The organism is Clostridium sp. 1001283B150225_161107_B6 (genome assembly GCF_015556325.1).
Lineage (GTDB): Bacteria > Bacillota > Clostridia > Lachnospirales > Lachnospiraceae > Enterocloster.
In genome coordinates, this window is sequence record NZ_JADNMD010000006.1 from 270,427 (window position 1) to 283,452 (window position 13,026).

The following is a 13,026-nucleotide window of genomic DNA, read 5'->3' on the forward strand; positions in this document are numbered from 1 at the left end:
GAAGTGTTTATTTTGCGGGTATATTTGGTACAGGTATAGGGTATATGTGTTGCAGGTATAGGGTATATTCGGCTGGGCTGTCTTTGGCTGGGGCAATTTATGGTTCGGCTGTGTATGCTGTGGTAATCTATGCTGCGGTAATCATTCATTATACTGTTATAAAAACAGCAGCCCAGGCATCACATCTTTCGTGCAATGATACCTGGGCTGCCGTCTTCTTCAGATACTCTTATTTAAATAACTTTCCCATTACCGAATTTATTCTGAGCGCTTTATTTTCTTTGGTTTTGGTGCGGATGGTTCCGGCAGCTGACTGCATGTTTCCAGGACCAGGGAGGACAGAAAATCCCTGTCATCCATCTCCTCCACCAGATACATTCCCGGACGGCCGCCGTGGGGCGCCATTGGTTCTGCCTCAGGAAGAAGCCTATGGCCGGCCTCTGTCATTTTTACGTAAAACTGGTTGTCCTCCACCGTACCAAAGAACTTCCCATCACACCAGAGTCCGTACTCGCCAAATAATTTTTTATAAGAAATGGTACCTGCACCGCTTAACTGTGCGGCTACATACCGGACATATTCCAGACTGGAAGCCATCTTGGTTCCTCCTTATATGATATGTACTCTGTCAATCCAGGGACCGGAGTATCTCCAGCATCTTCTTTAATCCCTCTGCATTTTCCTCCGGTGTCCTGGTTGGGTCCTGCTGATTATACCGATTACAGGGAAGCTCACTGCACCTGCCGCAGTGAGGCAGTTTCCTTTCCACTACACAGCACTGATATATACTGCACCTTTCCTCCCCTGTGTATTTCAGCCAGAATGGTTTTCCCTGAATCTCCGGGCATCCCTCGCATTCCTTTGGATAATAGGGACATTCATTGCAGATACATCCGCAGCATGTCACAATCCTCTCCATATTCCTTCCTCCTCGTTATGAGCACTTAGCTGCTGTCTTTTAGCAGCTTACGTGCGATACATGACATCTCCACTTGGTGAGGTCCTTCACGAACCTAGTGGAGGGACTCGTTATGAGCACTTAGCTGCTGTCTTTTAGCAGCTTACGTGCCATGTATGGCATGTTTATGTACTCATTGTACCGCAGGAAACAGGACATCTGCCTGTCATGTTTAGACATTATTCCGGTTTATGCATATATTCCATGAATCCGGCGTCCTAACTCTGCCAGTTCTGACCGGAATTCACTGGGTTCTAATAGTTCAATCTGGTCACCAAGACTTAAAATCCAGCCAAACAGATTTTCCTTATCTGAGTATCCGGCGGTAAACATATAATTGCCGTCCGGCAGTTCCTCCAGGGTCTCCGGGCCAAATTCATCTACAATCCTCCATTTAATGGACGGTTTGCACCGGGCCTTTACCAGAAAATGAACCGGGAAGGGACGGTCCGCCTCATTTTCATAGGCCGGCAGGGTACGTTTCTCAAAAACTTCCTGACCGTCTTCCAAATCCACCATACGGTTCAGCTTAAACAGCCGGTAATCCTGGCGCAGCAGGCAGAATCCCCACACATACCAGGATGACCACTGGAATACCAGCAGATACGGCTCTATGGTACGGCTGGTTTCCCCCGTTGGTGAATAGTAGGTAAAATGTATTTGGCGGCATGCTTCTATGGAGTTCTGAATCAGGTGTATCTTAGGCGCCAGGGACTGTCGGTACCAGGATGAGAGATTGATGAGGATACTGCTGTCATTGCTTATGATATCCTGCTTTCCAAGAGCCAGCTTGTCCATCAGCAGACGGTACCTGGCTGAGCCCGATACGCTGTCAAGGCTTCTGAGGCCTGCCAGGATTGCTTCCATTTCCCCCGAGGTAATGAGGGTACGGTCCATACGGTATCCCTCCATGATGGAAATTCCGCCTCCTGGCCCCCGGCTGGTGACAAGGGGGATTCCGGCCTTGCATATATCCTCTATGTCCCGGTTAATGGTCCTGCGGGATACCTCAAACTTTTCCGCGAGATAGGGGGCTGTTACCTTTTCCCGCTGGAGAAGGATGGACAGGATGCCGATGAGACGGTCTATTTTCATGGATGACAAACCTCACTTTCATGGTTTTAAAAACACAGAGGCAGTGTTACCTGCCCCTGTGCTTTTCTTTTTTCTTTTGCTGTTTCAGTTCAAACTGACGCCTGGCTTCTGCTTCCCTTTTCTCCCGGCTTACAACCTTCCTGTCAGTCTTCATCTGCTCCTGCTGCAGTTTCAGGGCCTGCTGGGATTTGGTTCCCATGCCTGAATCCTTAAGCTCCCTTCTGACCCGGCGTTTCATCCGCTTGGGGTTTTCATGGCTCTCCTTTACAGCAGCTGCCACAGCCGGACTAAACCGCAGACCGTAGTATTCTCTTGCAAGGAATTCGTGTACCTCATAATCCTTTGGCTCCGGGCCAAAGGTAATCTTGCACACAGCCATTTTCCCGCTGTCCGCCCGTTCCATCACTCCAATCCAGAATGGGTCCTCAAAAAATACTCTCAGTACTACCGATACTTTGTCCATGACAATTCCTCCTTTGAAATGTGATGAACAAAGAACGGACGACCCAAGGAGGGAGGGTTACTTACATTCTCATGGTCCCTGTTTTTGAAACAGGGATGCGGGAATACGGCCGGACTACCTACCGGCTCTGCACCGGCCTGACGGTGGGTGCGTTGTGTTTTTATCTTTGTTTTTTTATTTTATCATATAATTGCACACTTTTCCAGAATTCTGATTTCTCTCTTACAGGCCATCTTTTGTACGGTTTAGTGACGCATCACTTACACATATTAATAATTTGTTATGATAATCTCCTTACCTACGCGATTCTTTGCATCAGAATTTATCATACGTCTTACATCAACTACTGTTTTATTAAAATCCGCATACAGTTCATTAATAAGCTCTGTATTATGATTTGTAAGCATACAATAACAGCCCCGTTCTGTAAGTTCTCTAAATACTACAGCCACACGTTTGTGACTTTCTATATCAAACCCTTCCTTAGTGTAAGAATCAAAGGACATTGGATTCAAGGGAGCATAAGGGCTGTCAAGAAAAATAAAATCATCCTTTTTTGCCAATTCACAGGCATCCTGGAAATCACCGCGCTTAATACAGACCTTCTGCAGGCTCCTTGATACAGCCAAAATATTTTCTCTGCTGCACGATTCTTTCACACTATTATTATATGGCACGTTAAACAAGCCACTTCCATTCACTCTATAAAGCCCATTAAAACAGTGTTTATTAAGAAATACAAATAAAACAGCCAGCTCCATATCATACTCTGCTCTCATCAATTTATCATTATAGAGCTCTCTGACCTTATAATAATACTCTTTTCCCGCATCTGCTATTTTTCTGTCATGCTCTGAAATAACATTGACAAATTCTTCTGGTGAAATTTGTATTTGGCGGTAAGCGTTAATCAATGACTCATTTATATCATTTATAATGGCTTTTTCCGGCTGCAATCCAAAATATACTGCACCACCACCGACAAATGGTTCCATATAGCCATTAAAATGTTTCGGCAGCCTTGCTTTTATCCGATCAAGTAATTGTCTTTTCCCGCCCGCCCATTTCACAAATGGCTGTGCATTGATTGATGTCATCGTGTTTCCTTTCACCAATAAAATCATTTACGATTCATTATAAGTTAAAGTCAAATAAAACACAACCTGCAACTGCTGACTTTCGGTACTCATTTTTAGAAAGCAAAAATATACGCCTGCGCGGATAGTAAAATATCAAATAATTTATACACTGATTCTTTTGTTAACCTCTATCATTACAACCCCAGAATATTTCCCAGAATTTAGCGGATACTAATCCATGTCAGATTGAACCCACCAGATTGAAGTATAAAAGGAGAACGAGATTATGAACAAAAATATGCGAACCTGGGTCATTGGCATCTGCGTGGCCCTGGTCATCATCGTGGCCGTGGCAGCTGCATTTGCCTCCAACAACCGCAATGGCTCTGATACCGGACAATCCTCTGAGAACCAGACGGAAAGCATTGAAAATTCCGCGTTATCACAATCGGATGCGGGAACCGGCTCCCAGGAACAGACCTCATCCGGCTCCGGCAATGTTTCGGACCACAGCGGACACAACGGACATATGAACCAATCCGGCGATGACCTGAGCCGTTACCTGACCGAACAGGATTCCATCATGATGAATATGATGGAGGATATGGTCATCCGTGAAAAATCAGGAAATGCTTCCCTGAGCTTCCTTCGGGGCATGATTCCCCACCACGAGGCAGCCATTAAAATGTCTGAGAGTTATCTTAGCTATGAGGGAAAAAGTGATGAGCTAAAAACCATTGCCCAGGATATCATAACCGCCCAGAAGGATGAACTCAAGCAGATGAACGAACTGGTTAAATCATATGAAAAAGACGGAAAAAAGGACCAGACAAAGGAGGATGCTTATCTGGAGCAATACAGCAAAATGTTTGCCGATGACTCCATGTCCCACCACATGGACGCCTCCGGCGTGAACAGTCTGGACCAGGCATTTGCAGAGGGCATGATTATGCATCATCAGATGGCTGTGGATATGGCCAGGGATATTTTAGAATATACGGACTACGAAGAGATACGGACCATGGCCCAGAATATCATTGATGTGCAGGAGAAGGAAATTGCACAGATGGAGAAGATTGTGAAAGACCAGCAGGAGTAACATTCTCCAATTGACACCCACCCTCCCCCATGCTATAATCTCCCCATACAAATTCCAACCCATCCGTTATCCGGACACAGGCTGGATTTTTGCCGCCGGGTAAAAATATCAGCGTCAGGCTTTCTATCGTCAGGCCCAGGAGCAATACGAATCAGGAATCAGAACCAGGTTTTAAAACCAGGCAGCCAATTCCGCAATTCGCTCCAGAAGATAGAAAGTACTGGCGCTTTTTATGTTCCGTAAGATTCCGGCAGTCTTTCATGGGAACACCTAAAATCTACAGAAAATTTCAGGAGGTCACAATGCAGGACACATCGTGCTTAAAAGAGTTCACCAAATACACAGCATTAAACGTGCTGGGAATGATAGGCCTTTCCTGCTACATACTGGCAGACACTTTTTTCATAGCCAAGGGACTGGGGACCAGCGGTCTTGCAGCCCTGAACCTGGCCATTCCCATCTACAGCTTCATCCATGGAAGCGGACTCATGTTTGGAATCGGAGGCGCCACCAAATTCTCAATCAGCCGGAAATCCGGACTTTCGGACCAGATTTTTACAAACACCCTGTTCTTTGCGGGGATTCTGGCTGTCCTTTTCTTCCTGGCAGGCCTGTTTCTGTCCACACAGATTACAGTACTCCTGGGTGCGGACGGAGAGGTGGCAGAAATGACTCAGACCTATCTGAAAATGATACTGCTCTTCGCCCCGGCCTTTATGCTGGGTGATATCCTGGTCTGTTTCGTAAGGAATGACGGAAATCCAAAGCTTTCCATGCTTGCCATGCTGGGCGGCAGCATGGCCAACATCCTGTTGGACTATGTCTTTATATTTCCGCTGGGCATGGGCATATTCGGCGCTGTATTGGCCACCGGGCTGGCGCCCCTTATCAGCATTGCCATCATGTCCTGCCACTGGATGAAAAAGAATAAGGGATTCCATCTCGCCAAAACAGCTATCCAGGGCAGGATGGCTCTTCTCATCCTGTCGCTGGGATTCCCCTCCCTCATCACGGAGGTGTCGTCCGGCATTGTCATTATCGCATTCAATATAATCATCCTGGGACTTAAGGGAAATGTGGGTGTGGCTGCTTACGGCGTCATTGCCAATCTGTCTCTTGTGGTCATATCCATTTTCACGGGCATTGCACAGGGAATCCAGCCATTAATCAGCAGTGCTTACGGCTGCGGTGATTCCGCCAGAAGCCGGGTAATGCTGCGGTATGGGCTCACCACGGCTGCTGCCGTCTCCCTGACGCTGTATGCCGTCATCTGTTACGGCGCAGCTCCCATAACAGCTGTATTTAACAGCGAACAAAACCACCAGCTGCAGGTCATAGCTGAGTATGGACTAAGACTGTATTTTACCGGAATACTGGCCGCAGGCGTCAATATCATCCTGTCCATCTTCTTTACTTCCACGGAACAGGCGGTTCCTGCCCATATCATTTCCCTGTTAAGAGGGCTGGTACTCATTATTCCCATGGCATTTGTCCTGTCCAGCCTTTGGGGCATGACCGGTGTCTGGCTGGCTTTTCCTGTAACAGAACTGGTTTCTGCGCTGTTAGGCGTTGGAATCCACAGGCATTCCTGCTCATAAGCGCTCCTTCCCATAACCCCTGCTGCTCATAAAAGTTCCTGCTCCCAATCCATTTCTGCCTCCGGATAACATTAGGGCAGCCTGGGCTCCGACCGTATGCCTGCCATCAGGCCGTCCAAAGAGTACATAAACATTTCAGCTTATATAGAGGATTGGCACATTCCCCAATATCCGCCGGATTTCCGCCCGCAGGTACACTTCGGCCTCTGTTCTGGACTCCGCCCGGTAGCAGTACCTTCCCCTGCCTCTGCCTGTCATCTGCTCCCTGTCATACAGGTCCGGTGCATTGGGAAACGCTTCGCTGTTAATAGCCCGGTGGATATAGGAATAGGTCATTAAAATGACCTCCAGAAACATCCGGCTTTTCATTTTATCTGAAAGACCGTCCCTCAGTTCTTCCAGAAGTCCGGTATACATTTCCCTCCAGCCCTCCATTAATATGACAGGAGCTATCAGAAGTCCGCAGGGATAGCCTGCCTCACACATCCGGTTAACTGCTTCTATCCTCTGTTTTAAACCGGATGTGCCAAGCTCTATTTTACTGATAATGGGCTGGGGGTTGACACTCATGCGGAAAATCACCTTGCCTTGGTGGTCCAGGTCCAACAGAGGCTCCACCATATGGAACTTAGTTGGAAATGTAAGTTTTCCCATGCCTTCCTCTGCAAAACGCGCAATTGTATACAGTAGGTTTCCCGTTATGGTATTTTCCAGCACCAGGTCACTGTTGCTTCCAATCTCAAAGGTAAGGGGTTTATCACTGTTTTTCCCTTTCCTGATTATTCGGTCCAGCATCTGTTCCCTGTTTACAAACAGCCTGAGATAGGCGCATTTATTATAATTGCACACCAGATAGCAGTACAGGCACATGGCCGTACAGCCGGATGAGGTGTATGGGACCAGGTAGTCGGAAACCTTATGGTTTTCCACGTATTTGTGAGTCTTGCGTATGCCTGCAATGAGGTTGCGTTTCATGTGTCCGAACTGGTCATTGGGCTTTTCCTGCATTTCCCGGATGGAATTATGGCTCTCAATGGGAATCCAGGGAAGGTCCCCGTAGTCCTCCCTGAGCTGCCGGCCCAGAGGGTAGTCTAAGATAGCCGGCTCATAATAAACTGCGTCGAATTTCATGGCTGCGCCTTCCTTCTGATAAAATCATGAATAATATAATAATGGGTTTCAATGTCTTATTTTTACTATTTAACATTCCCCAAATCCATGAAGTTATCAATGGCAACGTTTTATGACTTGTTTGAAGCAGGCGTAGCAAAATCAAGTTGATTGTATGCCTCGTCCGTCACCGGTCCGCACCATTCATTTTCCGTATCCTCTCCCGGGACCTCCACTGCAATATGGCTGAACCAGCTGTCGGATTTGGCTCCGTGCCAATGCTTTACCTCCGGTGGAATCGTAATTACCATCCCTGGTTCCAGGCTGACTGCGTCCTTTCCCTCCTCCTGGTACCATCCGCTTCCCGCTGTGCAGATTAACAGCTGGCCACCGCCTTTGGAAGCATGGTGGATATGCCAGTTATTCCGGCATCCAGGTTCAAAGGTAACATTTGCCAGGAACACAGCGCTCTCCCCCGGAACTGTCAGGGGATTCAGATAGGATTTTCCTATGAAATATTGGGCAAATCCAGTGTTTTCCTCCCCCTTTCCAAAGATATTCTCTTTGCTGAACGCAGCTTCATCGGAACGTTTCAATGTATGCTTCTCCTTTTCATTGTCTGCTTCTGCGGCCTTATTGATACATGCAATTGCGTTCAAACTGCGCGGATATCCTATATAGGGCAGACACTGGGATACCACCCTGATTAAAAAGTCCCTGTCATTTCCCAGGCCCATGTTTCCCGCGGCATGGCTGGTCAGCTGGGGTTCACATCCGCCCTGGGCTGCCAGAAAGCAGAAGGTAATCATTTCCCGCTCCCCAAGGTCCAGCCCCTTTCTGGTGTAATAGTCCCCGAAACAGTTGGCAGCCAGCCACCGGTTGATATGGCCCTTTTTCCAGAAATCCGCCATTCCTCCGCCGAATATATCCACCTGGACCAGGGACCCCTTTTCCAGACGGTCCTCCAGGGTCGTGGTGGCCTGGCCGGGAAGGGGAAGCGTTACTCCCCTGCCTTCCAGCACCTCATTCACAGCGGTCAGAAAGGGACGCATCCTTCCGATTCCCACATAATCCGCGGACTGGTATATAATTTCCTTTATCTTCACCGGTGTCAGTCCGTTATCCAGAGCCTCTGGCAGGATTTCACGAAACAGTTCCGCGGCCTGGCACCCGATTAAGGCAGCCAGGATTGCCATATACCGCACCGGCTCATCCAGATGCTGTCCGGGTTCCCTTGCAACTTCTTCTGCCATAAAATATTCCAGGCGTTCCATGAATTCCGGGTCTGTTTTATGTAAACTGTTCATATTATCTATCTCCTCCTTCTATTGTTTAATCGTGTCTGTTTTTATCAGACCGGGGCAAACCTTATGCCTTTGATACATTGATTGTAAAACAAAAATCCATGTGCATCCAATACTTATATTGCATTTTGCCTCATGCTTTTAAGGCATTTTCCTTTCCGGTTTTCCGGCTTTTCCCGGCTTTCCCTGCCATTTTCCCTTGTTTCAACCAAAGTACTTCCAACAAAAAAGGAAACAGAACAGCTTAACAGCCGGCTCTGTTTCCTCCAATTTTATCCGTTACAGTAACAATCATTTTTTTCCCGATAACCATTCTACAATTTTACGCTGTGCATTCTCTCTATAAAAAAACACCTCGTATTCATTTCCTTTCTCGCTCAGCCGTTTCTCTGCCTCGATTCCGAATTCCCAGCCCCTGTCCGTCAGTCTTTTGCGGGGTATTCCGTTCACATAATATTCCTCAAAGTCCCCGTCTTCCATTAATTTCTGTTCAACCGACTTTATGGTCAGGCGTTTCATTGAGTCACCATCCCTCAGACTGTTAATCTGAGAAATAAAATCACTTAAGGATATCCGTTCTGAGTACGGGACCCGGGCTGCCAGTTCCCCGGTCATGGTAAAATCCGCCTTGCTTTTACCGGTCCTTTTCTTCTTGACCGTATTTATCTCTGCCGGCGTTTCCCTGGTCCGTTCATGTTCCTGGCCCCCATTTTCCCAGGCGGTCAGTGCTGTTTCCAATGACCAGTCATCAAATTCATCATCATCGCTGGTAAAATACAAATCATCGCCTTCAAAAAACATCTCATCTTCTATATGGTTGTTTTCCATATGATTTGCACGATTGCTCTTTTCGGCATGCTTCTTATCTTTATGACTGTTTCCAGCCCCTATTTTATCCATCTCCGCCTGCACGCAGGCCAAAAAACGCTCCCCATACTTTTCATACTTAAATTCTCCCACGCCTGAAACATCCAGCATTTCCGCTTTCGTAGCCGGCTTCACAATGCACATATGCGTCAATGTCTTATCTGAGAATACGATGTATGGCGGTACCTTTTCTTCCTTTGCAATCTCTGTACGGACAGCGCGCAGCTTTTCAAACAGCGTCTCGTCTGCTTCCGTAAACTCTGTTCCACCCAGTCCGGACAGACCCGCTGCTCCGGCAGAAAGCCCCTTCCTGCCCTTTCTTCCTTTTCCTGCACTTCCATCAGCCACTTTGGCAGGATGCTCTGCCTCCCTGGCCATCTTCATGGCAACCGGCTCGCCGTCTTCCAGAACACCCTTTGACCTTCCGGTCAATCTCACAATCGCATACTCATCGTTTGTCACTGCCAGATATCCGCTCAGCATCAGATGGTTCATGACCTGGCGCAGCTTATAGGCGGGTACCTTTGACAGTTCTCCATAATGAGGGTTCTCATCCATCCTGTAATTGCGTATCTTGACTGTATTGGCGCCGTGGACCGTATCAATAATCACATTAATACCATATCTCTGCCTGCAGCTCTCCACACATCCCATCAGTATCCGCGAGATATCCGTCACATCCACTGTCTCAAACTGACTCAGGCAGTTGGAGCAGTTCCCGCAGTAATTGCTTCCATATTCCCCAAAATATCTCAGTATGTAATCCCGCAGGCATTCATTTGTAAAACAGTAAAATGTCATTTTCCGCAGGCGTTCCCGGTCCCGCTCCATAACAATTTCCCGGGTTATGGGGTCTAGTGCCTCGTTGTCCTGGTTATGGTCGATAAAGAACTGATTGGTCACAACATCCTGGCCGCCATACAAAAGGATGCACTCCGACGGCTCGCCATCCCTTCCTGCCCTGCCTGCTTCCTGGTAATATGATTCCATATTCTTCGGCATATTATAATGCACCACAAATCTGACATTGGACTTGTCTATTCCCATGCCAAAGGCATTGGTGGCAACCATGATTTGGGCACGGTCATAGATAAAATCCTCCTGGTTATGCCTGCGCTCACTGTCGCTTAAGCCCGCGTGATACCGTGTAACGGAAAATCCCTCCCTTATCAGCTGTCCGCAGATTTCCTCCACCACTTTTCTGGTCAGGCAGTATATGATGCCGCTTTCTCCCTTATGGCGTTCCAGGTAATTTACCATGGTTGCATATTTATCCTTAGGGGACTGTACGCCAAAGTAGAGATTGGGGCGGTTAAAGCCAGTGGTCATAACCTGTGGATTCCTGAGCATGAGGATATCAATGATGTCATCCCGCACTTCCGCTGTGGCGGTGGCTGTAAATGCGCTTACAACAGGCCTGACCGGAAGCTGGTTGATGAAATCCACTATTTTCAGATAACTGGGCCTGAAATCCTGGCCCCACTGGGATACACAATGGGCCTCGTCCACAGCTACCATGGATATCTTCACCTGGCTGCTCAGGGCAAACCGGAGGAAATCCTCAGACATCAGACGCTCAGGCGCAACGTAGATAATCGGATATCTGCCTGCCCTGGCCAGGTCCAATACCTTATAATACTGCGCCGCGGTCAGTGAACTGTTAATATAGGCAGCCAGGATTCCCACCTGGTTTAAATTGCTTACCTGGTCCTTCATCAGGGAAATAAGCGGTGAAATAACCAGGGTGATTCCCTCCATCATAAGGGCCGGGATTTGATAACACAGGGATTTTCCTGCCCCTGTGGGCATAACCCCCAATACGTCCCTTCCCTCCAGAATGCTTTGAATCAGCACATCCTGCCCGTCCCTGAACGTGTCATAGCCAAAATACTGTTTTAATATCTCATACTGCGTCATAATCAAACTCCTCTTTGCTGCTCCGGTATAAAAGGCCGCATCCGTCCCTGTTCCCGGCGTTTAGCGCCAGTCTTATCTTCAGCTGTGCTTTAAAACCATGGAAAAATGGCGAATACGCCCAGCAGCGGACCTGCTGCCTAAAGCAGATTAAACCGATAAAACATTCAGATGTAGTTTATTATAACAAATCCATTCTGATAAAACAATGGTGAATTATATACTGGTTGGTCAAAGGAATAATGATATATAGCTTATCTCGGTATTTCTTACAACAATCCCCCTGTATTTACTTTAAGCTCACCTCCCGGTCCCCCGGTACACCAAATCAACCGCCATACCAAAACCAGCTGATGCCAAAATTGAGAAAATAATAAAAACACAAATTTCTTCACCAGTCTTCCCGCATCATCCTTTTAGAAAATGACGCGGCAATGGGAATGGTTCCGTACATGTAAAGAGGGTTGGTCTTACCGATTAACCTTATCAATCAGCCACCCATCATCCCGAATCATCTTTTACTGCTCCGGGCCGTTCAGCACCTCCGGGCCATATACTGCCTGTATGCCTCCATACCCTTTTTCAGCCGTTCCATTCCATCCTTCGCCCTAGCCCTGGGACAGGCAATATTCATGCGGAGGAATTGGCTTCCAGGGCCTCCGTACGCAGCCCCTGCCGACAGATAGAGTCCTGCCTCTCTGCGCAGAAAATAACATAATTCCGTGGTATCCCCCGTGATTTTACTGCAGTCCAGCCAAAGAAGATAGGTTGCCCGGGCCCGGACCAGCCTTATATCGGTCAACTCCTGTTCCAGAAATCCAAGGACCATTTTCCGGTTCTCTGCCAGATAGCATCTGAGCGCGTCCAGCCATGCCTCTCCCCGGGTAAAGGCAGCAATAGCGGCATCCACGGCAAAGGCATTGGGCTCCGCCACCTCATCTGTATTCAGCGCCCTGTCCATCTTATGCCTTAGGGTTTCATCGGGCACAACCACTGCCGCTGTCTGCAATCCGGCCAGATTAAATGCCTTTGTGGGGGCGATGCATGTAACACTGTTTCCGGCACATTCCTCTGATACTGAGGCAAAGGGTATGTACTGGTATCCCGGCTCTGTCAAATCACAGTGGATTTCATCTGAAATCACCGTGACATGGTTTGCTGCGCATAGTTCTCCGATACGGCCCAGTTCCTCCCTGGTCCATATGGTTCCCGTGGGATTGTGTGGATTGCAGAGAATCATCATGGTTGTCTGAGGGTCCTTAAGCTTTGTTTCCAGGTCCCCCCAGTCTATCCTGTAGCTCTCATTTTCATACAGGAGCCGGTTTTCCACCAGCCGGTTATGGCTGTCCTCCATTCATCCGGCACTATGGTATATCCAAAAATTCCATGCTCTGCCCGCCGCTTAAGAGCCTCTGTTATTTCCGGCGCTGTCTCAAAATCCATATCAGCCACCCACATGGGCAGCTCATGCACGGCAGCATCCCATTTCAGGGAATAGCTGCCGCGGCGGTCTGTCATTCTGTCAAAATCATAGTTCAT

The 13,026-nt window shown here is 47.9% G+C and carries 12 protein-coding genes and 1 pseudogene; 2 read left to right on the plus strand and 11 right to left on the minus strand.

Annotated features, from left to right (window positions below; translation table 11 throughout):
* Positions 1–258: 258 nt before the first annotated feature.
* The 5 genes from I2H39_RS16220 to I2H39_RS16240 form a co-directional block, all read right to left on the minus strand.
* The gene (locus I2H39_RS16220) at positions 259–597 is read right to left on the minus strand and encodes a TfoX/Sxy family protein (protein WP_138309437.1); all 339 of its coding nucleotides are present in this window, start codon (positions 595–597) and stop codon (positions 259–261) included.
* Between the two features lie 31 nt (positions 598–628).
* Positions 629–919: a DUF3795 domain-containing protein gene (locus I2H39_RS16225; protein WP_138309438.1), complete on the minus strand. Its 291-nt coding sequence runs from the start codon at positions 917–919 to the stop codon at positions 629–631.
* Between the two features lie 228 nt (positions 920–1,147).
* A complete protein-coding gene (locus tag I2H39_RS16230; protein ID WP_195626995.1) occupies positions 1,148–2,053 on the minus strand; it encodes a YafY family protein in 906 nt (301 codons plus the stop codon).
* A 46-nt stretch (positions 2,054–2,099) separates the two neighbouring features.
* Positions 2,100–2,516, minus strand: coding sequence for a YjdF family protein (locus I2H39_RS16235; protein WP_195626996.1), 417 nt, complete (start codon positions 2,514–2,516; stop codon positions 2,100–2,102).
* Between the two features lie 269 nt (positions 2,517–2,785).
* Positions 2,786–3,613, minus strand: coding sequence for a Dam family site-specific DNA-(adenine-N6)-methyltransferase (locus I2H39_RS16240; protein ID WP_195626997.1), 828 nt, complete (start codon positions 3,611–3,613; stop codon positions 2,786–2,788).
* Between the two features lie 268 nt (positions 3,614–3,881).
* Here I2H39_RS16240 and I2H39_RS16245 point away from each other — a divergent pair, with 268 nt between their 5' ends.
* Both I2H39_RS16245 and I2H39_RS16250 read left to right on the plus strand, forming a co-directional pair.
* On the plus strand, positions 3,882–4,694 hold the full coding sequence (locus I2H39_RS16245) for a DUF305 domain-containing protein (RefSeq protein ID WP_195626998.1): 813 nt from the start codon (positions 3,882–3,884) through the stop codon (positions 4,692–4,694).
* A 302-nt stretch (positions 4,695–4,996) separates the two neighbouring features.
* On the plus strand, positions 4,997–6,292 hold the full coding sequence (locus I2H39_RS16250; RefSeq protein ID WP_195626999.1) for an MATE family efflux transporter: 1,296 nt from the start codon (positions 4,997–4,999) through the stop codon (positions 6,290–6,292).
* 135 nt (positions 6,293–6,427) lie between these two features.
* On the opposite strand, the gene I2H39_RS16255 is transcribed toward I2H39_RS16250, so the two are convergent.
* The 6 genes and pseudogenes from I2H39_RS16255 to I2H39_RS29655 form a co-directional block, all read right to left on the minus strand.
* A complete protein-coding gene (locus I2H39_RS16255) occupies positions 6,428–7,423 on the minus strand; it encodes a spore photoproduct lyase family protein (protein ID WP_195627000.1) in 996 nt (331 codons plus the stop codon).
* A gap of 110 nt (positions 7,424–7,533) precedes the next feature.
* Positions 7,534–7,998 carry a cupin domain-containing protein gene (locus I2H39_RS28880; RefSeq protein WP_207746840.1) on the minus strand — a complete coding sequence of 155 codons (465 nt, stop codon included), beginning with the start codon at positions 7,996–7,998 and terminating at the stop codon, positions 7,534–7,536.
* Between the two features lie 57 nt (positions 7,999–8,055).
* Positions 8,056–8,709, minus strand: a pseudogene (locus I2H39_RS16260) (carboxymuconolactone decarboxylase family protein); the annotation flags it as partial.
* Between the two features lie 288 nt (positions 8,710–8,997).
* Positions 8,998–11,490, minus strand: a complete 2,493-nt coding sequence (gene recQ, locus I2H39_RS16265; RefSeq protein WP_195627001.1) for a DNA helicase RecQ — start codon at positions 11,488–11,490, stop codon at positions 8,998–9,000.
* Positions 11,491–12,022: 532 nt separating this feature from the next.
* Positions 12,023–12,841, minus strand: a complete 819-nt coding sequence (locus tag I2H39_RS16270) for an aminotransferase class I/II-fold pyridoxal phosphate-dependent enzyme (protein WP_330640763.1) — start codon at positions 12,839–12,841, stop codon at positions 12,023–12,025.
* The gene (locus I2H39_RS29655; protein ID WP_330640762.1) at positions 12,775–13,026 is read right to left on the minus strand and encodes a hypothetical protein; all 252 of its coding nucleotides are present in this window, start codon (positions 13,024–13,026) and stop codon (positions 12,775–12,777) included. Before I2H39_RS29655 ends, I2H39_RS16270 begins: the two co-directional genes overlap by 67 nt.